20 protein-coding genes are annotated in these 21,088 nt (G+C 67.5%); 4 read left to right on the forward strand and 16 right to left on the reverse strand.

Annotated elements, in window-relative coordinates; translation table 11 throughout:
• Positions 1–8: 8 nt before the first annotated feature.
• From AC1DOX_RS10030 to AC1DOX_RS10075, 10 genes are all read right to left on the reverse strand, one after another.
• Positions 9–701, reverse strand: a complete 693-nt coding sequence (locus AC1DOX_RS10030) for a helix-turn-helix transcriptional regulator (RefSeq protein WP_441615689.1) — start codon at positions 699–701, stop codon at positions 9–11.
• A 10-nt stretch (positions 702–711) separates the two neighbouring features.
• Positions 712–1,083 carry a VOC family protein gene (locus AC1DOX_RS10035; protein WP_092135250.1) on the reverse strand — a complete coding sequence of 124 codons (372 nt, stop codon included), beginning with the start codon at positions 1,081–1,083 and terminating at the stop codon, positions 712–714.
• 96 nt (positions 1,084–1,179) lie between these two features.
• Positions 1,180–1,905 (reverse strand): LrgB family protein, encoded by a 726-nt coding sequence (locus AC1DOX_RS10040; RefSeq protein WP_092135249.1) that lies wholly within the window; start codon positions 1,903–1,905, stop codon positions 1,180–1,182.
• On the reverse strand, positions 1,902–2,285 hold the full coding sequence (locus AC1DOX_RS10045; RefSeq protein ID WP_441615692.1) for a CidA/LrgA family protein: 384 nt from the start codon (positions 2,283–2,285) through the stop codon (positions 1,902–1,904). Before AC1DOX_RS10045 ends, AC1DOX_RS10040 begins: the two co-directional genes overlap by 4 nt.
• Positions 2,286–2,393: 108 nt before the next feature.
• On the reverse strand, positions 2,394–3,650 hold the full coding sequence (gene glcF / locus AC1DOX_RS10050; protein ID WP_477101319.1) for a glycolate oxidase subunit GlcF: 1,257 nt from the start codon (positions 3,648–3,650) through the stop codon (positions 2,394–2,396).
• A gap of 33 nt (positions 3,651–3,683) precedes the next feature.
• On the reverse strand, positions 3,684–4,775 hold the full coding sequence (gene glcE, locus AC1DOX_RS10055; protein ID WP_441615696.1) for a glycolate oxidase subunit GlcE: 1,092 nt from the start codon (positions 4,773–4,775) through the stop codon (positions 3,684–3,686).
• Positions 4,776–4,818: 43 nt separating this feature from the next.
• Positions 4,819–5,694 carry an ion transporter gene (locus tag AC1DOX_RS10060; RefSeq protein WP_441615698.1) on the reverse strand — a complete coding sequence of 292 codons (876 nt, stop codon included), beginning with the start codon at positions 5,692–5,694 and terminating at the stop codon, positions 4,819–4,821.
• Between the two features lie 27 nt (positions 5,695–5,721).
• Positions 5,722–7,224 carry an FAD-linked oxidase C-terminal domain-containing protein gene (locus AC1DOX_RS10065; protein ID WP_441615700.1) on the reverse strand — a complete coding sequence of 501 codons (1,503 nt, stop codon included), beginning with the start codon at positions 7,222–7,224 and terminating at the stop codon, positions 5,722–5,724.
• Between the two features lie 189 nt (positions 7,225–7,413).
• Positions 7,414–8,304, reverse strand: coding sequence for a LysR substrate-binding domain-containing protein (locus tag AC1DOX_RS10070; RefSeq protein ID WP_092135240.1), 891 nt, complete (start codon positions 8,302–8,304; stop codon positions 7,414–7,416).
• A gap of 15 nt (positions 8,305–8,319) precedes the next feature.
• Positions 8,320–9,738 (reverse strand): FAD-binding oxidoreductase, encoded by a 1,419-nt coding sequence (locus AC1DOX_RS10075; RefSeq protein WP_441615702.1) that lies wholly within the window; start codon positions 9,736–9,738, stop codon positions 8,320–8,322.
• A gap of 218 nt (positions 9,739–9,956) precedes the next feature.
• Here AC1DOX_RS10075 and AC1DOX_RS10080 point away from each other — a divergent pair, with 218 nt between their 5' ends.
• The 4 genes from AC1DOX_RS10080 (at position 9,957) to pabB (ending at position 15,959) form a co-directional block, all read left to right on the forward strand.
• Positions 9,957–10,514: a cob(I)yrinic acid a,c-diamide adenosyltransferase gene (locus AC1DOX_RS10080; RefSeq protein WP_092135238.1), complete on the forward strand. Its 558-nt coding sequence runs from the start codon at positions 9,957–9,959 to the stop codon at positions 10,512–10,514.
• A gap of 167 nt (positions 10,515–10,681) precedes the next feature.
• A complete protein-coding gene (dnaK, locus tag AC1DOX_RS10085; protein WP_092135236.1) occupies positions 10,682–12,643 on the forward strand; it encodes a molecular chaperone DnaK in 1,962 nt (653 codons plus the stop codon).
• 172 nt (positions 12,644–12,815) lie between these two features.
• Positions 12,816–13,952, forward strand: a complete 1,137-nt coding sequence (gene dnaJ, locus AC1DOX_RS10090; protein ID WP_441615705.1) for a molecular chaperone DnaJ — start codon at positions 12,816–12,818, stop codon at positions 13,950–13,952.
• 150 nt (positions 13,953–14,102) lie between these two features.
• Positions 14,103–15,959 (forward strand): aminodeoxychorismate synthase component I, encoded by a 1,857-nt coding sequence (gene pabB, locus AC1DOX_RS10095; RefSeq protein WP_441615707.1) that lies wholly within the window; start codon positions 14,103–14,105, stop codon positions 15,957–15,959.
• Positions 15,960–15,989: 30 nt separating this feature from the next.
• Here the strand turns inward: pabB and AC1DOX_RS10100 are convergent, their stop codons facing one another.
• The 6 genes from AC1DOX_RS10100 to pcnB all read right to left on the reverse strand — a co-directional run bounded on the left by AC1DOX_RS10100 (position 15,990) and on the right by pcnB (position 21,088).
• On the reverse strand, positions 15,990–16,679 hold the full coding sequence (locus tag AC1DOX_RS10100) for an ABC transporter ATP-binding protein (RefSeq protein ID WP_441615709.1): 690 nt from the start codon (positions 16,677–16,679) through the stop codon (positions 15,990–15,992).
• Entirely contained in the window at positions 16,676–17,374 is a 699-nt protein-coding gene (locus AC1DOX_RS10105; protein WP_441615711.1) for an ABC transporter permease, read from the reverse strand. Before AC1DOX_RS10105 ends, AC1DOX_RS10100 begins: the two co-directional genes overlap by 4 nt.
• 7 nt (positions 17,375–17,381) lie before the next feature.
• Positions 17,382–18,203 (reverse strand): 3-methyl-2-oxobutanoate hydroxymethyltransferase, encoded by an 822-nt coding sequence (gene panB / locus AC1DOX_RS10110; RefSeq protein ID WP_092135495.1) that lies wholly within the window; start codon positions 18,201–18,203, stop codon positions 17,382–17,384.
• Between the two features lie 164 nt (positions 18,204–18,367).
• Positions 18,368–19,009: a deoxynucleoside kinase gene (locus AC1DOX_RS10115; RefSeq protein WP_092135229.1), complete on the reverse strand. Its 642-nt coding sequence runs from the start codon at positions 19,007–19,009 to the stop codon at positions 18,368–18,370.
• A gap of 23 nt (positions 19,010–19,032) precedes the next feature.
• Positions 19,033–19,551 (reverse strand): 2-amino-4-hydroxy-6-hydroxymethyldihydropteridine diphosphokinase, encoded by a 519-nt coding sequence (folK, locus tag AC1DOX_RS10120; protein WP_441615714.1) that lies wholly within the window; start codon positions 19,549–19,551, stop codon positions 19,033–19,035.
• 1 nt (position 19,552) lies between these two features.
• Complete coding sequence (gene pcnB / locus AC1DOX_RS10125) at positions 19,553–21,088, reverse strand: polynucleotide adenylyltransferase PcnB (RefSeq protein ID WP_092135226.1); 1,536 nt, start codon at positions 21,086–21,088, stop codon at positions 19,553–19,555.

Consider the following 21,088-nt stretch of genomic DNA (forward strand, 5'->3'; position numbering starts at 1 on the left):
GCGCGCGATCAGCCTTGCGTGCCGGATTGCACCGCGCGCAGGAAGCCGTTGAGCGAGCGGTCCGGCGTCTCGTGGAAATGATCCTCGAGCATCTCGATGGCGCGGCAGCGGTCCAGCCGGAAGCTGCGATAGTCTGACCGCGTCGTGCACCACGCGGCCAACAGCCAGACATTGCCCCAGAAGAACAATCCCAGCGGCTGCACCACGCGCACCGTGGTGCGCTGCTGCGCATCGCTATAGTCGATCTGCAGCAAACGCTGGGCGCCGATGGCACTGTGTACGGTGTCGAAGGCGTCTCTTACCGCCGGCTGGTTGACGTACTCGGGCGCGAAGATCCGGCTCTGCTGGGCTGCCACGCGCCGGTGCGGCGGCAGCGCGGCCATCAGTTTTTCCAGTGCCGGATCGGCAGCCGCGGCCAGCGCGCCGCCGCCCCACGCCTTGAGCAGGCGCAGCCCGGCGACCATGGCTTCCACTTCCAATGCAGTGAACATCAGCGGCGGCACGTCGTAGTCCGGCCGCAGGCGATAGCCGATGCCGGCTTCGCCTTCGACCGGCACGCCCGAGAGGGAAAGCGCCTGGATGTCACGGTAGACCGTGCGCTCGGAGACCCCGAGCCGCTGCGCGAGCAGTGCCGCCGTGGTCAGGCGGCGCCCGCGCAGGACCTGGACGATCTGGAAGAGACGGTCGGCGCGGCGGCTCATGGGCGGCTTGTCAGTGCGTCACCGGCTCGTGCAGGCCGATCCGGTTGCCTTCGCTGTCGGTAATGTGGGCATAGCGGCCCATGTTGTCCGGCAGTTGCACGGGACCATGCACGGTGCGGCCGCCGGCGTAGGACACGCGGGCCAGCACGTCATCGAGCTGCGGCGCATTGAGGTACGGGACCGGGCCATAGAACGCGCTGGAGCGGTAGCGTTCGCCGGACACCAGCGCGCCCGCGGATTCGGCGTGGGTGAATACGGCCAGATCGACATCACCCATGGTCTCGCGGCGCAGCGGGCTCTCGAATACGGCCTCGTAGAACTCGACGGCGCGGCGCATGTCGGTGACGGGAATTTCCAGCCAGTTGATCAGGGCATTGGCCATGATGGCTCTCCTCTCGGGGTATTGGGAGAACGCATGATGCGCGGGGGCTCCTGACAGCGTCCTGTCAGGAGTATGTCAGGGGCCTGGCAGGCATTGTCAGTGGGGCATCCATGTTGCCAGCACGGGTACCAGGATCGCCGTGAGGACGCCGTTGAGGCCCATGCCGAGTGCCGCGAATGCGCCGGCTTCCTGGCTCACCTGGAACGCCCGCGCGGTGCCGATGCCATGCGCCGCCACGCCGGTGGCGAAGCCACGCACGGTGTAGTCGCGCACGCGCAGCAGGTTCAGCAGGCCGGTGGCGCTGACGGCACCGATGATGCCGGTGGCCATCACCAGCACGGCGGTCAGCGACGGCAGGCCGCCGATCTTTTCCGATACGCCCATGGCGATCGGAATCGTCACGGATTTCGGCGCCAGCGACCGCACGACCTCCGGCGAGGCCCCCAGCGCGTACGCGATGCCAACCGCCGACACCACCGCCACGATCGAGCCGGCCACCAGGCCGCACAGCAGCGGAATCACATGCGTGCGTAGCTTGGGCAGTTGCAGGTAGAGCGGCACGGCCAGCGCGACCGTCGCGGGGCCCAGCAGGAAGTGCACGAACTGTGCGCCGTCGAAATAGCTCTTGTAGGGCGTGCCGGTGACGGTGAGCACGGTGACCAGGATCGCCACCGAGATCATCACCGGATTGGCCAGCGGCGAGAAGCGCGCGCGCTCGTAGATACGGTACGCAAATACATAGGCGATCAGCGTGGCGGTCAGCCCGATCAGGGGGCTGGCGGCCAGATAGACCCAGATCTCGTTCAGGCGCGGCGACATCATGGCTGGGCCTCCGTCGGTTCGGCGGCATCGGCCACCGCCTCCGGGGGCTTGCGCATCAGCGCGCGCGTGACCAGCGCGGTGACGGCGATGGCCAGCCACGTGGAGACGACCAGCGAGATGACGATCGGCATCCATTCTCCGCCGATGCGGCTGGCGTGGACCATGATGCCGACGCCGGCGGGCACGAACAGCAGCGACAGATGCTTGAGCAGGTCGCTGGTGGTGTTCTGGATGATGGGCAGCAGGCGGTTGTCGAACACCAGCCAGCCGAAGAGCAACAGCATCCCGATCACGGGGCCGGGCACGGGCAGGCGCAGCGCGTAGCTGATCACCTCGCCCACGGTCTGGAAGACCAGCAGGATGGCAAACGTCTGGAGCATGGGGGCACGTCGGGGTCAAAATGTGCCGACATGGTACTCCGATGGCGCCGGTTATGGCGCCAGCGCCCCACCCGGTTGCGGGGCGCGGCGCCGGCGCCCCCGTGCCGGCTACGCCTGCGGGCTCACCATCCGGTCCACCAGTTCCACCCAGTGCATGACCGGCGTCTCCGTGCCGCCCTGGAGATGGGTGATGCAGCCGATATTGGCCGACACGATCGCCTCGGGCGACGTCGCTTGCAGCTTCGCCAGCTTGTCGTCACGCAGCTGGTACGACAGTTCCGGCTGCAGCACCGAATATGTCCCCGCTGAGCCACAGCACAGGTGGCTGTCGGCGCAGAGCCGGACCTCGATGCCGAGCCCTGTCAGGAGGGCCTCCACCTTGCCGCGGATCTGTTGGCCGTGCTGGAGCGTGCAGGGCGGGTGGTAGGCTACGCGGCGGCTGTCGCGCGGTACGGCGCCGGCAAGCTTGTGCAGGTCGTCCGCGAAGGCCGGCAGGATTTCCGACAGGTCGCGCGTCAGCGCCGATACACGCGCCGCGCGTTCGGCATACCGCGGGTCGTTGCGCAGCAGGTGCCCATAGTCCTTGACCATCGCGCCGCAACCCGAGGCCGTCATGACGATGGCCTCCGCACCGGCCTCGATATGCGGCCACCATGCGTCGATATTGGCGCGCATGTTATCGAGCCCGCCGTCGTGGTCGCCGGTATGGAAACGAATCGCGCCGCAACAGCCGGCCTCGCGCGCGATCACCAGTTGCACGCCGAGCTTGTCCAGCACGCGCGCCGTGGCGACATTGATGTTGGGCGACATGGCCGGCTGCACGCAGCCATCGAGCAACAGCATCTTGCGTGGATGGACCGTGCGTGGCCACGTGCCGGCGGTGGCGGTGTGCGCGGGCACCTTGTTGCGCAGCGTCTGCGGCAGCAGCGGGCGCACCATCTGGCCGAGCTTCAGCGCCGGGCCGAACAACGCCGGGCGCGTCAGCCCCTCGCGCAGCATCCAGCGCGCGAAGCGCTCCTTGGCCGGACGGCGAATGCCTGCCTCCTCCAGCCGGTCATCGACGACCTGCCGGCCGATATCGACCAGCCGCCCGTACTTGACGCCCGAGGGACACGTCGACTCGCAATTGCGGCAGGTCAGGCAGCGGTCCAGGTGCAGGCGTGTCCTTTCGGTGATTGCATTGCCTTCCAGCACCTGCTTCATCAGGTAGATCCGGCCACGCGGGCCGTCCAGCTCGTCGCCGAGCAACTGGTAGGTGGGGCACGTGGCGGTGCAGAAACCGCAATGCACGCACTTGCCGACGATGGCTTTGGCTTCTTCGCCTTCGGGGGTGTTGCGCAGGAATTCGGCCAGGGTGGTTTGCATGGTGGGGACGTGTCGCCGGACGGTGAGAGGGGGTCAGAGACCGGTGTACATGCGCTGCGGATTGAAGATGCCCGCGGGATCGAACGTGGCCTTCAGGCGCTGATGGATGGCGGCCAGCGGCGAGGACAGCGGCGTGAACACGCCCACGGACTTGTCGCCGTTGCGGAACAGCGTGGCGTGGCCACCCGCGGCCTGGGCGATGGCGCGCACGTTGTCGGCCGACGCGGCATGGTCCTCGGGCGCCAGCCACCAGCGCTGGCCGCCGCCCCATTCCACAAGCTGCCCGCCAGGCAGGTCCAGCGGCGGCGCGACGGGTGGCACGGCGATGCGCCACAGCGCGCGGCCCGACTGCGTGGGGGCGAAGAAGGCATGCGTCTGTTCGCGCAACGCGGCCCACAATGCCTGCGCTTCGGCGGCATCGACGACATCGCCGCCAAGCTTTTCGCGCGCGGCCCGCACGGCGGCGGTGGCACCGGAAAGCCGCACATGCAGCGTGCCGTCGTGCCATGCCGACGCGGCAATCGGCAACGGTTGCCCGCCCCAGGTATTCAGGCGGTCGATGGCGTCGGCCTGCGTCACGGCGAAGCGCAGCGTGGCGTCGGCGAACGGCACCGGCAGCACCTTCAGCGACACCTCCAGGATCAGGCCCAGCGTGCCGAGCGATCCGGCCAGCAGGCGGGAGACGTCGTAGCCGGCCACGTTCTTCATGACCTGGCCGCCGAAGTCCATGATCTCGCCGTGGCCGTCCATCAGCTGGGTGCCAAGCACGAAGTCGCGCAGGGCACCCACCGACTGCCGACGCGGACCGGACAATCCCGCTGCCACCGCGCCGCCGAAGGTCGCGGCGCCCGGAGCGCCGAAATGCGGCGGCTCGAAGGCGAGGATCTGGTGCTTCTCCGCCAGCGCGGCCTCGATGTCCGACAGCGGCGTGCCGCAACGCGCGGTGATCACCAGTTCGGCCGGGTCGTAGTCGACGATGCCGGCGTAGGGCCGCGTGTCGATCACCTGGCCGTCGAAGGACTGCCCGTAGAAGTCCTTGGTGCCGCCGCCGCGCAGGCGCAGCGGGGTGCGGGATTCCGTGGCCTGGCGGACCGTGTCGCGCAGGGAGTCGAGGATGGTTTGCATGTGGGGATCTTGTGGGGTCTTATCGGGAGTCGGGTCGCGGCGCCTAGTGGCCAGGCGGAAGAGGTGGCAGCGGATGGCCGCAGTGCTTGCAGAAATCCGCGTCCACGTCGTGCCCTTCGAACAGGCATTCCGGGCATTGCCGCGTGGTCGGCTTGTTGCGCAACAGGGTGGCCGCCAGCTCCGCGCCGACGATGCCGGTGGGGAAGGCGATGATCCCGTAGCCGAGCAGGATGGTCAGCGAGGTGATGAACTGCCCCAGCGGCGTCTTGGGCACCACGTCGCCGAAGCCCGTCGTGGTCAGCGTGACCACCGCCCAGTAGATGCTGACCGGGATGCTGGTGAACCCGTGCTGCGGCCCCTCGACCACGTACATGATCGTGCCGAGGACCACCGTGATGATCCACACCGTGCCGAGAAAGACGAAGATCTTGCGCCGGCTGGCGACCAGCGCGCGGTACAGCATCTGCGATTCCTCGAAGTAAACCGTGAGCTTGAGAATCCGGAACATCCGCAGCAGGCGCAGCAGGCGCACGTCGATCAGATAGGCCATCTCGGGCACGAAAAACGCCAGCCAGGTCGGCATGATCGAGATGAAGTCGATGATGCCGAAGAAGCTGAATACGTAGTGCAGCGGACGCTTCACGACGACGATGCGCATCACGTACTCGATCGTGAAGAACACCGTGAACATCCATTCCAGCACCAGCATGTGGTACCGGGCGTTGTTGTGGATCGAGGGCACGCTGTCGAGGATCACCACGCCCACGCTGGCCAGGATGGCGGCCAGCACGATCAGGTCGAAAGCCCGTCCGGCACGCGTGTCGGACTCGTAAATGATGGTGTATCCGCGCCGGCGCCATCCCGACTCGGGTCGACCGAGCCTGCGGGCGGCGGATTCGTCCTGGAGTGGGTGGCGCATGGGGGTGCTCACTGGCAATGCTCGCGGTCAGAAGCGCGGCAAATCCGGGTGCGGCAGCAGCCCGCGCTTGATGTGCATCTTGCCGTACTCGGCGCAGCGGGCCAGCGTGGGAATGGCCTTGTCCGGGTTGAGCAGCCGGGCGGGGTCGAACGCCGCCTTGACGCCGAAGAAGGCCTCGCGCTCGGAGGGGGAGAACTGCACGCACATCGAGTTGAGCTTTTCCACGCCCACGCCGTGTTCGCCGGTGACGGTGCCCCCGAGTTCCACGCAGGACTCCAGGATGTCCGCGCCAAACAGCTCGGCACGGTGCCATTCGTCTTGATCGGCACCATCGAACAGGATCAGCGGATGCATGTTGCCGTCGCCCGCGTGAAAGACGTTGATGCAACGCAGGGCGTACTTGCGCTCCATCTCCTCGATCCGCTTGAGCAGCGTGCCGATGTGCTTGCGCGGGATCGTGCCGTCCATGCAGTAGTAGTCGGGCGAGATGCGGCCCGCGGCGGGAAAGGCATTCTTGCGGCCACTCCAGAAGCGCAGGCGTTCGGCCTCGCTTTGCGACACCGTGATGCGCGTGGCGCCGGACTGGCGCAGCACCTCGCTCATGCGTTCGATTTCCTCGGCCACTTCCTCGGGCGTGCCATCGGATTCGCACAGCAGGATCGCGGCGGCGTCCAGGTCATAGCCGGCCTTGACGAATTCCTCCACCGCGACGGTGGCCGGCCGGTCCATCATTTCCAGCCCGGCGGGGATGATGCCGGCGGCGATCACGTCGGCCACGGCATTGCCGCCTTTCTCCACGTCGTCGAAGCTGGCCATGATCACCTGTGCCAGTTGCGGTTTGGGGATCAGCCTGACGGTGACCTCGGTCACCACGGCCAGCATGCCCTCGGAGCCGATCACGGTGGCCAGCAGGTCCAGGCCCGGCGCGTCCGGAGCCTCGGAGCCGAAGACGACGACATCGCCGGCCATCGTCACCGCGCGCACGCGCAGCACGTTATGAACGGTCAGGCCGTACTTCAGGCAGTGCACGCCGCCGGAATTCTCGGCGACGTTGCCACCGATCGAGCAGGCGATCTGCGAGGAGGGGTCCGGCGCGTAGTACAGGTTGAATGCCGCGGCCGCCTCGGAGATGGCCAGGTTGCGCACGCCGGGCTGGACCACGGCCGTGCGCGAGCGCGGATCGACCGCGATGATTCGCTTGAACTTGGCCAGCGAGAGCACCAGGCCGCCGGCAATCGGCATCGCACCGCCGGACAGGCTGGTGCCCGACCCGCGCGGCACCACGGGCACGGACAGTTCGTGGCACAGGCGCAGGATCGCGCAGACTTGCTCCTCGGTATCGGGCAGCACCACGGCGTCGGGCACCTGGCGGTAGGCGGCCAGGCCGTCGCACTCGTAGGGAACCGTGTCCTCGGCTTTCCACAGCACGGCGGCTTCCGGCAGTATGCGGGCGAGCCCGGCCAGCAGCGTGGCACGGCGGCTGTCGGCGGCATCGCCGGCAACGGTGTGGGCGTCTTGCGGGGCGTTCATGGCAACTCCTGTGACGGACCGGCCGCTGCGCACGACTTCACTCGCCCGGCCGGGACGGCAGACTATAGCGCAGGCACCTTGCCACGGGAGCCTACGCCCACGTGAATTCGGCATGGCAAGCCGATCAAAATGGCTCATGCCGGGCGCCGCAGTGTGGCGGGCGCCAGTTCCAGCCTAGTGGCCCGGACGCTACCAGTCCAGTCCGAGCAGCCAGTCGACGAAGTAACGCGCCTCCGGCTTGAGTGGCGCCTGTTCGCGTTCCACGATGTAGTAGCCGTGCGGCGAGACCGACTCCACATCGAGCAGCTTCACCATCTGCCCGGCCGCCAGCCATTGCCGGGCCATGCGCTGGCGCACCAGCCCCACGCCCTGGTTGGAGACGATGGCCTCCAGCATCAGGCCGATGTCGTTGAACTGGGGGCCGATCTGGGGCTCGGGCCAGTCCAGTCCCGCGTGCTCGAACCAGGGCCGCCACGGTTCCAGGGGGCTGCGCAGCAGCACCAGGTTGTGCAGGTCCTCGGGCTTGACGATGGCGCGTCCGTCCACGCGTTCGTAGTATTCGCGGCCGCAGGCCGGAAAGACGGGCTCCACCAGCAGCTTGGTGGTCTTCAGGTCCGGGTAGCGGCCCGTGCCATAGCGGATCTCGACGTCGGTGTCCTCGGCCTTCACATCGAGGAACGGCACGGCCAGGTGCAGCTCCAGGTCGATGTGCGGATACAGCGCGCCGAACTCGGGCAGGCGCGGCACCAGGTGCTGGCGCCCGAACGTTGGCGGAATGGCCACGCGCAGCCGCGTGCGCAGCTTGTTGTACTCGGGACGCGCCAGCTCGTTCAGCGACTTGAGCGCGTCCTGCACATTGCGCTGGTAGCGCGTGCCCGCTGCCGTGAGCCGCAGCGCGGCGTTGGAGCGGACAAACAGATCATCGCCCCACAGCTCTTCCAGGTTCTTGATGCGGTGCGACACCGCACTGGGTGTCACCGACAACTCTTCCGCCGCCCGCGCGAAGCTGCCGAGCCGTGCGGCGGCCTCGAACGCGATCAGCAGGTGCAGCGGCGGGACGCGGTGGAATACCGATGCCATGGCGCGGGTCCCCGCTCAGCGCGCCGCGCTGAAGATCTTGCCGGGATTCAGGATGTGGTTCGGATCCAGCGCGTCCTTGATGGCACGCATCAGGTCCAGCGCATCCTCGCCATGTTCCTGCACGAGGAAGCCCATCTTGTGCAGGCCCACGCCGTGCTCGCCCGTGCAGGTGCCGCCCATCGCCAGCGCGCGCTGCACGATGCGGCGGTTGATCTCCTCGGCCTCGGCCATTTCCTCGGGCTTGTCCGGGTCGACGAGGATCGCCACGTGGAAATTGCCGTCGCCGACGTGGCCGACGATCGGGCAGGGCAGCGACGACGCGTTGAGGTCCACTTCCGTTTCCATCACGCAGTCCGCCAGGCGCGAGATCGGCACGCAGACATCGGTCGTCACGGACTTGCAGCCCGGCTTGAGCTGCAGCATCGCGAAGTAGGCGGTATGGCGGGCATTCCACAGGCGGCTGCGGTCCTCGGGCCGCGTGGCCCATTCGAAACCCTGGCCGCCGTGTTCCGCGGCGATCTGCTGGACGGTCTCGGCCTGTTCGCGCACGCCGGCTTCGGTGCCGTGGAATTCGAAGAACAGGTGCGGGGTTTCCGGCAGGGTCAGGTTGTCATGGCGGTTGATCGCCCGGATCGCCAGGGCGTCGACAAATTCCACGCGCGCCACGGGCACGCCCAGCTGGATCGTGTCGATGGTCGCGCGCACGGCGCTGCCCATGCTAGGAAACGCGCAGACCGCGGCGGAGATGGCCTCCGGTTGCGGATACAGGCGCACGGTCACTTCGGTGATGATGCCCAGCGTGCCCTCGCTGCCGACGAACAGGCGCGTCAGGTCATAGCCGGCCGACGACTTGCGGGCATTGGTGCCGGTGCGGATGACGCGGCCATCGGCCGTCACGACGGTCAGCGCCAACACGTTTTCGCGCATCGTGCCGTAGCGGACCGCGTTGGTGCCGGACGCGCGCGTGGCGCACATGCCGCCCAGCGACGCATCGGCGCCCGGATCGATCGGGAAGAACAGGCCGGTGTCCTTGATCTCCTGATTCAGCTGCTTGCGGGTGACGCCGGGCTGCACGGTGACGGTCAGGTCCTCCGGATGCACGGTCAGCACGCGGTTCATCTGCGACAGGTCCAGGCTGACGCCGCCGGCCACGGCCAGCAGGTGGCCTTCCAGCGACGACCCGGCGCCGTAGGCAATCAGGGGTACGCCATATTCGTTGCAGAGCCTGGCCACGCCGGCCACTTCCTCGGTGGAGTGGGCAAACACCACAGCATCCGGCAGCGCAGGCGGGAAGGGCGACTCGTCGCGGCCATGGTGCTCGCGCACGCCCGGGGAGACGGAAAAGCGGTCGCCAAAGCGGGCGGACAGGGTTTCGGCCAATGCTGCCGGGAACGGACGGCGCGTGAGCGCGGCGGCGGGGGTGGGGTGGTTCATGCGTGTCTCCGGCGGGTCCGTGCGGGTTTGCGGCGGGCGGACGGCGGTCCGGCCCCTGCCGGCGACTGGCGCGCGACCCGGTTGGCATTGGAACGAATGCCGCCATTCTACGCCGCCCGCGTCACCTGGCGGCTGGCCATCGCCCCGGGAAGCCACCCCCATGGGGGCCGAAGCGCGCCATAATTGCGCCACTTCGATATCGACAAAGGGAGACTGGCATGGGCAACCGCCTGTCCAAGATTGCCACCCGTACCGGCGACGCCGGCACCACGGGGCTTGGCGATGGCAGCCGCACCGGCAAGAACAGCCAGCGGATCGCGGCCATCGGTGACGTGGACGAGCTCAACTCGCACATCGGTCTGCTGCTGACCGAGCCGGACCTGCCGGAGGACGTGCGCGGCGCATTGCTCCATATCCAGCACGACCTGTTCGACCTGGGCGGCGAGCTGTCCATCCCGGGATACACGCTGGTGAAGCCGGAACAGGTGGCGCAACTCGACGACTGGCTGGCGCACTACAACGCCAACCTGCCCCGCCTGGCGGAGTTCATCCTGCCCGGCGGCAGCCGCGCCGCAGCCCAGGCCCATATCTGCCGCACGGTCTGCCGGCGGGCCGAGCGGGCGCTGGTGGCGCTTGGCGCGACCGAGGCGCTCAACGAGGCGCCCCGGCAGTACCTGAACCGGCTGTCCGACCTGCTGTTCGTGCTGGCCCGCGTGCTGAACCGCTCCGCCGGCGGTAGCGACGTGCTCTGGCAACGCGCCCGGCAATCCTCGTAAGTTATTCAAAAGGCACTTAAGAGGGCGAGGGCTGCGGGGGCGATTAGCCGAGAAAATTACTCGGAATTGCCATTTCTGCCCTTGAAAAGCCCTCGGCCGGCCACATTTCGCACTCAGGTTGAATTGCAGTCCCTGCCACGACGCAGGACTCAATAGGAGAGAACACTATGGGTAAGATCATCGGTATCGACTTGGGTACCACCAACAGCTGCGTGTCCGTGCTGGAAGGCAACACGCCGAAAGTCATCGAAAACTCGGAAGGCGCACGCACCACGCCCTCGATCATCGCCTACATGGAAGATGGCGAGATCCTGGTCGGTGCCCCCGCCAAGCGCCAGGCCGTCACGAATCCGCGCAACACGCTGTACGCCGTGAAGCGCCTGATCGGCCGCAAGTTCGAAGAGAAGGAAGTCCAGAAGGACATCGGCCTGATGCCGTATTCCATCGTCAAGGCCGACAACGGCGACGCATGGGTGGGTGTGCGCGACCAGAAGCTGGCGCCGCCGCAGGTGTCTGCCGAAGTCCTGCGCAAGATGAAGAAGACCGCCGAGGACTACCTGGGCGAGCCGGTGACCGAGGCCGTGATCACCGTGCCGGCTTACTTCAACGACTCGCAGCGCCAGGCGACCAAGGACGCGGGCCGCATCGCCGGCCTGGACGTGAAGCGCATCATCAACGAGCCGACCGCCGCCGCGCTGGCGTTCGGCATGGACAAGAACGAGAAGGGCGACCGCAAGATCGCCGTGTATGACCTCGGCGGCGGTACGTTCGACATCTCGATCATCGAGATCGCCGACGTGGACGGCGAGAAGCAGTTCGAAGTGCTGTCGACCAACGGCGACACGTTCCTCGGTGGCGAGGACTTCGACCAGCGCATCATCGACTACATCATCGGCGAGTTCAAGAAGGACCAGGGCGTCGACCTGTCGAAGGACGTGCTGGCGCTGCAACGCCTGAAGGAAGCCGCCGAAAAGGCCAAGATCGAACTGTCGAGCTCGCAGCAGACCGAAATCAACCTGCCGTACATCACGGCGGACGCCTCCGGTCCGAAGCACTTGAACCTGAAGATCACGCGCGCCAAGCTGGAAGCGCTGGTCGAGGAACTGATCACCCGCACGATCGAACCGTGCCGCACCGCCATCAAGGATGCGGGCGTCAAGGTCAGCGAGATCGACGACGTGATCCTGGTGGGCGGCATGACCCGCATGCCCAAGGTGCAGGAACAGGTCCGCGAGTTCTTCGGCAAGGAAGCGCGCAAGGACGTGAACCCGGACGAAGCCGTGGCCGTGGGTGCCGCGATCCAGGGTTCCGTGTTGTCGGGCGACCGCACCGACGTGCTGCTGCTGGACGTGACGCCGCTGTCGCTGGGCATCGAGACGCTGGGTGGCGTGATGACCAAGATGATCAGCAAGAACACGACCATCCCGACCAAGCATGCCCAGGTGTTCTCGACGGCTGACGACAACCAGCCCGCAGTGACCATCAAGGTCTTCCAGGGCGAGCGCGAGATGGCCACCGGCAACAAGCTGCTGGGCGAGTTCAACCTGGAAGGCATTCCGCCGTCGCCGCGCGGCATGCCGCAGATCGAGGTCTCGTTCGACATCGACGCCAACGGCATTCTGCACGTGGGCGCCAAGGACAAGGCCACCGGCAAGGAAAACCGCATCACCATCAAGGCGAACTCGGGTCTGTCGGAAGACGAGATCCAGCGCATGGTGAAGGATGCCGAGGCCAATGCCGAGGAAGACAAGCGCGCCCGCGAGCTGGCAGACGCCCGCAACCAGGCGGATGGTCTGGTGCACTCGACGCGCAAGGCGCTGACCGAGCACGGCGACAAGCTGGAAGCCGGCGAGAAGGAAAAGATCGAAGTGGCGATCAAGGATCTGGAAGACGCCGTGCGCGGCGGCGACAAGGCCGAGATCGAGACCAAGATCAACGCGCTGTCCGAAGTCAGCCAGAAGCTGGGCGAGAAGGTCTACGCCGACATGCAGGCGCAGGCTGGTGAAGCCGGCGCGGCCGGTGCAGCGGGTGCCGCAGGTGCGGGCGCCGCGGGTGGCCAGCAGCACGCCCAGCCGCAGGACGATAACGTCGTGGATGCCGAGTTCAAGGAAGTGAACGACAAGAAGTAAGCGGGGTTGCGGGCGGCGGCGCGGGTGATGCCGGCGCCGCCCCCGTCCCGACGCCGGGCGATGGTGATCTGATCCAAGGTGAAAACCGCGGTCGGACGCCTCGCTCGGCTTTTTTGCTTATCGCCAGGCGGGTGCTGGACTTGCCCGCCGGGCCAATGAGGTAAGAGCCACCATGGCAAAACGTGACTACTACGAAGTGCTCGGGGTAGGCAAGAACGCGAGCGACGACGAGATCAAGAAGGCTTATCGCAAGCTCGCGATGAAGTATCACCCGGACCGCAATCCGGACAGCAAGGACGCCGAGGAGCATTTCAAGGAGGTCAAGGAGGCCTACGAGATGCTCTCCGACACCGAGAAGCGCGCGGCCTACGACCAGTATGGCCACGCCGGCGTGGACCCGAACATGGCCGGCGGCTTCGGCGGCGGCGGGTTTGGCGGGGGCGGCTTCGCCGAGGCGTTCGGCGACATCTTCGGCGACATCTTCGGCCAGCAGGCCGGTGGACGTCGCGGCAACGGTCCGCAGCCCTACCGTGGCGCCGACCTGCGCTACAGCATGGAGATCTCGCTGGAGCAGGCCGCGCATGGCCACGAGGCGCAGATCCGCGTGCCGCACTGGGACGACTGCGAACACTGCCACGGCAACGGCGCCGAGCCGGGATCGTCGGTGGAAACCTGCCCGACCTGTAACGGCGTGGGCCAGGTGCGCGTGTCGCAAGGCTTCTTCACGATGCAGCAGACCTGCCCGAAGTGCCACGGCAGCGGCAAGTTCATTCCCAAGCCGTGCACCAAGTGCCACGGCCAGGGCAAGCTCAAGTCGCAGAAGACGCTGGAGGTGAAGATCCCCGCCGGCATCGACGAAGGCATGCGCATCCGGTCCTCCGGCAACGGCGAACCGGGCATCAATGGCGGCCCGCCGGGCGACCTCTATGTCGAGGTGCACATCAAGCCGCACACGGTGTTTGAGCGCGACGGGGACGACCTGCACTGCCAGATGCCGATCTCGTTTGCCACCGCGGCGCTGGGCGGCGATCTCGAGGTGCCGACGCTGGGCGGTCGCGCCAGCTTCCCGGTGCCGGAAGGCACGCAGGCCGGCAAGACCTTCCGCCTGCGCGGCAAGGGCATCAAGGGCGTGCGATCGGGCTATCCGGGCGACCTCTACGTGCACGTGAACGTGGAAACGCCGGTGAAGCTGACCGACGCCCAGAAGGACATGCTGCGTCAGTTCGACCGCTCGGTGCACGAGGGCGGATCGCGCCACAGCCCGCAGGAGCAATCCTGGCTGGACAAGGTGAAGAGCTTCTTCAGCTGATCCCGCACCGGCCATCGGCAGCGGATCGATCCGCTGGCGGGACGATGAAACCGGCTACGTGACAAACGTGGCCGGTTTTTTTTCGCCCGCGGCGGCGATAATGCGGCATCGACGCATCCTGCAGAGTCTTCCCCTCTGCGTTTCTCTCTCGTGGTACCGCAGTCCCTCATTCCCTCTCCGTTCGTCCTGCTGGACGATGCCGCCGCCGCGCCCGGCGTGGCGGCATCGCGCCTGTACACCGGTCTTGTTCGCGAGGACATCGTCCCGCAGGGCACGGACCCCGCCGCGCTGGACGGGCTGCTCGCCCAAGGCTGGCGGGACGGCTTGCAGGCGACGCTGTTCGCGCCCTATGAGTTCGGCGGCGCGATTGTCGGCGCGCCCGTGCACGTGGGCGACGCGCTGCCGTTCCACGATGGCGCGCTGCGCCTGCTCTGGTTCCGGCATATGGCACGGCTGGACACCGGCGGCGTGGCCGCATGGCTGGCCGCGAACGCCCAGGCGGGACCCGCGGGGGCGATGGATGTGCAGGCCGATACGTCGCGCCAGACGTATGCCGAAGCCATCGCCCGTATCCACGACTACATCGAGGCCGGCGATACCTACCAGGTCAACTTCACGCAACGGCTGCGGTTTTCCGCATTCGGGGACCCCGTCGCGTTCTACGCCGCGCTGCGCGCGGCGCAGCCGGTGCCGTTTGGCGTGCTCGCGCAATTGCCGGGCGATGGCTGGGTGCTGTCGCTGTCGCCGGAATTGTTTGTCGAGCATGACGGCGCGGGGCACCTGGTGGCCCGGCCGATGAAAGGCACGGCGCCGCGATCGGGCGATGCGGAGGAGGATGCGCGCGCGGCGCGGAGGCTGGCCGCCGACGCCAAGAATCGCGCCGAGAACGTGATGATCGTCGACCTGTTGCGCAATGACCTGGGGCGCATCGCCGTGCCCGGCAGCGTGGCGGTGCCGGATCGCTTTGTCGTGCAGCCGTTTGGTCGCGTGCTGCAAATGACATCGACCGTGACGGCCACCGCGCGGCCCGATACGGGATTTGGCGCACTGATGCGCGCGCTGTTCCCGTGTGGATCGATCACGGGCGCGCCGAAGCGCCGCACCATGCAGATCATTGCCGAGCTGGAGTCGTCTCCACGCGGACTCTATACGGGGGCCATCGGCTGGATGGACGCGCCAGTCACGCCCGGCGGTTGTGGTGCGTTCGGGATGTCCGTGGCGATCCGCACGCTGGTCCTTGGCCCGCGCGGCCACGATGGGCTGCGTCGGGGCGAGATGGGCGTGGGCGGCGGCATCGTTCATGACAGCGTGGCCGACGACGAATATGCGGAGTGCGGCTGGAAGGCCCGCTTCCTCACTGGCCACGATCCCGGTTTCACATTGTTCGAGACCATGCACGCGCACGATGGCGTCGTACTGCATCGCGAGCGCCACCTCTCGCGGCTCGGGCATTCGGCGGCGACGTTCGGCTATGCGCTCGACCTGCCCGCCACACGGGCGGCCCTGCAGGCCGAGGCGGCGCGACTGGGGGATGGCGACTGGCGCTTGCGCATGAGCGTGAACAAGGCGGGCACATTGGCGTTTGCGAGCGGTGCGCTGGTGCCGCTGGCGGAGACGATTGTCACGCTGGATCTGGCCGACATCCCGTTGCCCGACGCCGACCCGATGCGCCGCCACAAGACCAGCGCCCGTGCGACGTTCGACGCAGGCTGGCAGGCGGCCGAGCGCGCGGGCGGCTTCGATTGCCTGTTCTTCAACACGCGCGACGAATTGCTGGAAGGCGGACGCAGCTCCGTGTTCCTCAAGGTGGATGGCCGATGGCTGACGCCGCCGCTATCGGCGGACATCCTGCCGGGCGTGATGCGGGCGGTCGTGCTGGAGGCAGGCGACGCGTTGATCGACGGGCCAGTCGAGGAAGGCGTGGTGACGCGCGAGATGGTGCGGCGTGCCGGGGCGATCGTGATCGCCAATGCCTTGCGTGGAACGATGCGGGCACGGTTGCGCTGAGGGGAGGGACGCCGGCCGGCGCGGCAACCGCTAGCGGTGTTTCGTATCGAGCTGTCCCTCGCCCAGCTTCCATCGCACCACGCCGGGCAGGTTGATCAGCTCGCGGTCGTGACACACCATCACGACGCAGCGGCCCTCCGCCACCAGTTCGCCGATCAGCGCGATTACCTGTTCGCGTGCGTGACCGTCGAGGCTCGACGTCGGTTCGTCGAGCAACAGCAGCTCGGGTTCCAGCACCTTTGCCCGCGCCAATGCCACGCGCTGGATCTCGCCTCCCGACAGCTTGTCTGGCGCCGTGTCCTGCACGTGTACGATGCCGGCCCAGCCCAGCGCGGCGCCCACGCGGCGGTTGATCTCGTCGTGCGGCAGTCCGCGGGCGCGCAGCCCGTAGGCGATGTTGTCCCGAACCGAGGTCCGGAACAGGTAGGGATGCTGGTGCATGTAGGCGACCTGCCGGCGCAGCGCCTGCGGCAGTGGCGTCAGCGGTGTCGTGCGCGGCGTGCCATCGGCTTCGGTCCACGTCACCGTGGCACCCGGCGCGGGCTCCAGCCCCGCGATCATGCGCAGCAATGTGGATTTGCCTGCGCCATTGACGCCGGTCAGCGCTACCGCCGTCGCACGCCGGAATACCAGCTCGGCAATGTCGAACAGGTGCCGCGTGCCGACGCGCCGCGTCAGCCCGCGCACCGTCAGGAGCGGCGCATGAGTGGATTCGCTCATCGGCGGAATCCTCCGGCGCCTTGCAGCCACGCCATCAGCACGTTGACGATCAATGCCAGTCCCACCAGCACGATGCCCAGCGCAATGCCTTGCGCGAACTCGCCCTTGCTGGTTTCCAGCGCGATGGCGGTGGTGATCGTGCGCGTGGAGCCTTCGATATTGCCGCCGATCATCAGCGCGGAGCCCACTTCGGCGATCACGCGACCGAAACCGGCCACCACGGCCGCCATCAGACCAAATCGCAACTCACGCAGCACGGTCAGGAAGGTGCGCCAGCGGCTTGCACCCAGCACCCATGCGGTTTCCCGCAGACGCGGGTCGGCGGCCTGCAGCGCGGAAAGCGAGAACGCCAGAATCACCGGAAACGCAATCACGGCCTGCCCGAGCACCATGCCCGCCGGCGTGAACAGCAGGCCAAAGCCGCCCAGCGGCCCCTGGCGCGTGAACAGCAGGTAGAGAACCAGTCCGACCAGCACGGTCGGAAACGAGAGGGTGGCCTGCGCCACCACCACCACCGCGCGCCGGCCCGGGAACTGATGCGTGGCAACCAGGTACGCGGCGCCGATGGCCGGCACGGTGGCCAGTGCGAGGCCCGACACGGCCACCATCAGCGAGGTCCAGACGATGAACCACAGCGCGCCGTCGCCACTGGCCAGCAGGCGGAAAGCGGCGAGCGTCGCGGTGCCGATCTCCACGTGGCGCTCAGGCCGAGAACGTGTGTTCCGCCGCCGGGAAGCTGCGGTCCTTCACCGCGGCCACATAAGCGCGCACGGCCGCTTCGACCGAGGTCTGGCCCTCCATGAAGTTGCGCACGAACTTGGCCTTGCGGCCCGGGTAGATGTTGATCATGTCCTGCAGCACCAGTACCTGGCCGGAGCATTCCACACCCGCGCCGATGCCGATGGTCGGGATCGTCAGCTGGGCCGTCACCTCGGCGGCCAGCGTGGCCGGCACCGCCTCCATCACGATCAGTTGCGCGCCCGCGGCCTGCAGCGCCAGCGCATCACGCTTGAGCTGGGCCGCGCCCTCGTCGGTCTTGCCCTGGACCTTGAAGCCGCCCAGCGCGTGCACGGACTGCGGAGTCAGGCCGATGTGGGCGCACACCGGGATGCTGCGCTCCACCAGGAATTTCACGGTCGGGGCCAGCCAGTCGCCGCCTTCCAGCTTGACCATCTGCGCGCCGGCGCGCATCAGCGCCGCGGCGCTCTCGAATGCGCGCTCTGGGGTCGGGTAGGTGCCAAAGGGCAGGTCCGATACCAGCAGCGCGGTCTGGTTGCCGCGCGCCACGCATTCGGTGTGATAGACCATATGGTCCAGCGTCACCGGCAGCGTGGTCTGCTGGCCCTGCATCACGTTGCCGAGCGAATCGCCGACCAGGATGACTTCCACGCCGCAGTAGTCGAGCAACGCGGCGAAGCTGGAGTCGTACGCGGTCAGCATGACGATTTTCTCGTCGGCGGCGCGCATGGCCTGCAGTTTGGGAATGGTGACGGTCTTGCGGGAGGGATCGAGGAGGTAACTCATGGCAGTGCCCGTGGATGTGACGGCCGTGCTGCGCGTGGCATTCATCGGCATCAGGACGCCGGAAGAAGGCCGGGCGCGGCGGTGCGGCCGGCGGTGGCCTCCCGGAATCGGTTCCGGCGGCGACCGCTGTCGTTATCGTGTTGTGCTGCCTGGGCCTGAGGCGGTCAGGGCGCCGCGAGATTCAGGAAGGCCTTGCGGCCCCGCATGTTCTCGATGCGCGACAGTAGTGTACGGAAATCGCCGTCGTTGTCCACCGGATTGAAACGTGCCGTGTCCACGATCAGCACCGGTGCGTCGTCGTAGCGATGGAACAGTTCGCCGTACGCTTCCGTCAGGCGCTGCAGGTAGTGCTCGTCGATATTGGCTTCGCCCGCCAGGCCGCGGCGCGCGATGCGTTCGCGCAGCAGCGAGGGCGTGGCCTGCAGCATGATGACCAGGTCCACGCGCTGGGCGGGCAGCTGCATGCGGGCGACGAGCGCATCGTAGAGGGCGAGTTCGTCTTCCTCGAGCGTCAGCGAGGCGTACAGGCGATCGCGCGCGTAGAGGAAGTTGGTGACCATGCGCTGGCTGGCCAGCAACGCGGCGTGCCACTGCGCCAACTGCGTGGCGCGCTGGTTGAGGCAGGCCAGCTGCATCGGCAGGGCATAGCGCTGCGGCTCGCGGTAGAAGCGTTCGAGGAAGGGGTTGTGGCGCGCGCCGTCGGGCAGTTCGCCCGCGTGCAGGTATTGTGCGAGCCGTTGGGCCAGCGCGCTCTTGCCCGAGCCGACAGGGCCTTCGACGACGATGCGGCGCAGATGATCGAGCATGGGTCAGGCGTGGCGCGTTGCCATCATGCCTGGGTGCCGCCTTCCTGCAGGCGCGAACACTTGCATGAGGAGAATTTCTCGATGCGCTGGTCCTGCACGCCGGCCAGGAAACTGGCGGCGGGGCCGCGGCCCGGGATGGCGAGGTTGGCATCGAGTTCGATCAGCGGCACGAGCACGAATGCGCGTTCGGTGATGCGGGGATGCGGCACCGTGAGGTGCTCGGTATTGATGGTTTCCGCGCCGAAGAGCAGCAGGTCCAGGTCCAGCGTGCGCGGTGCGTTGCGGAACGGGCGCTCGCGGCCGAACTGGTCTTCGATGTGGTGACAGATGCGCAGCAACTGCAATGCCGTGAAGGACGTCTCGATCCTGACGACGGCATTGAAGTAGTCCCCGCCAGTGGCGTCGACCGGCGCGGTGCGATAGAACGAAGACTTGGCGGCCACCGTGACGCCCACCTGCTGGGCCAGGCACACGATGGCATCCTTCAAAGCCTGGCGGGCGTCGCCAAGATTGGCGCCGATACCGATGTAGGCCAGTGTCATGTTATTCCTCCGGCTGGGCGCGGCCGGACTGGTCTGCGGCCTGACCCCCTCCTGCCGCGTCCGTGTCGCCCCGGGAAGAAACTTTATCTGATTTCCGCGGACTGCGCCGACGGCGCTTCTTGCGCGCCGGGCCCTCGCCATCGGGCCCGCCCTGGCCCTCCGGGCCGCCCTTGCCGCGTGTCTGGCGAACGGCGTCGATCAGGTCCTCACGCTCCTCGGGCGGCGCATTCTGGAAATCGGTCCACCACTGGCCCAGTTCGGCCGGTTGTTCGCCGGATTCGCAGCGCAGTTGCAGGAAGTCGTAGCCGGCGCGGAAGCGGGGCGATTCCAGCAGGCGGAATGGCATGCGGCCCACGCGCTTCTCGAAGCGCGGCTGCATGCCCCAGATGTCACGCATGTCGGTCACAAAGCGGCGCTGGATGGCCAGCTGGCCAGTCTGCTTTTCCAGCACCATGTCCATGGCGGTATTGAGCGCGGCGATCGGATGCTCGCCTTCGTCGCGCTGCTTGTTCCAGCGTTGCAGCACGTGGTGCCACAGCAACGCCGCAAACAGGAAGCCGGGCGAAACCGGCTTGCCGGCCTGCACGCGGCGGTCGGTGTTGTCCAGCGCCAGTTGCACGAAGCGCTGGCCCATCGGCTGTTCCAGCGCCACGTCGAGCAGCGGCAGCAGGCCCTTGTGCAGGCCCGCCTTGCGCAGTTCCTGCAGCGATGCCCAGGCGTGGCCGGACATCAGCAGCTTGAGCATTTCGTCGAACAGACGCGCGCTTGGCACGTTGTGGATCAGCGTGGCCAGCCCGGCGATGGGCTCGCGCGTGGCCTCGTCGATCGAGAAACCGGTCTTGGCTGCGAAGCGCACCACGCGCAGCATCCGCACCGGATCTTCACGGTAGCGCGTGAGCGGGTCGCCGATCATGCGCAGCGTGCGCGCGCGGATGTCTTCCATGCCGTGATGGTAGTCATGCACGGTTTGCGCGGCCGGATCGTAGTACATCGCGTTGATGGTGAAGTCGCGGCGCTCCGCGTCTTCCGCCTGCGATCCCCACACGTTGTCGCGCAGCACGCGGCCGCTGGCGTCGATCGCATGGGTCTTGGTGTCGAGTTCGGCGCGCTTCAGGCGGCGGCCCTCGGGCAGCGTCTCGCTGGCGATCGCGTCGACCAGTGCGCGGAACGTGGAGACCTCGATGATCTCCTGCTCCCGCCCACCGTAGAACGTCACGTGCACGATCTGGAAGCGCCGGCCGATGATGCGCGAGCGGCGGAACAGCGCCTGCACCTGGTCGGGCGTGGCGTTGGTCGCCACGTCGAAGTCCTTGGGCTTGATGCCTACCAGCAGGTCGCGCACGGCGCCGCCCACGATGAAGGCCTGGAAGCCGGCCTGCTGCAGCGTGGAGGTGACCTTGACGGCGTTGCGCGAGATCAGCGTGGGGTCGATCTGGTGTTCGTCCACGCCGACGATGCGCGGCGCATGCGCGCGCCCGGTGCGACGCTGCTTCGGGCCAGGTTTGCCGAGCAGCCGGTTGATGAGCTTCTTGATCAC

It is taken from the genome of Cupriavidus sp. 01L415 (assembly GCF_056400065.1).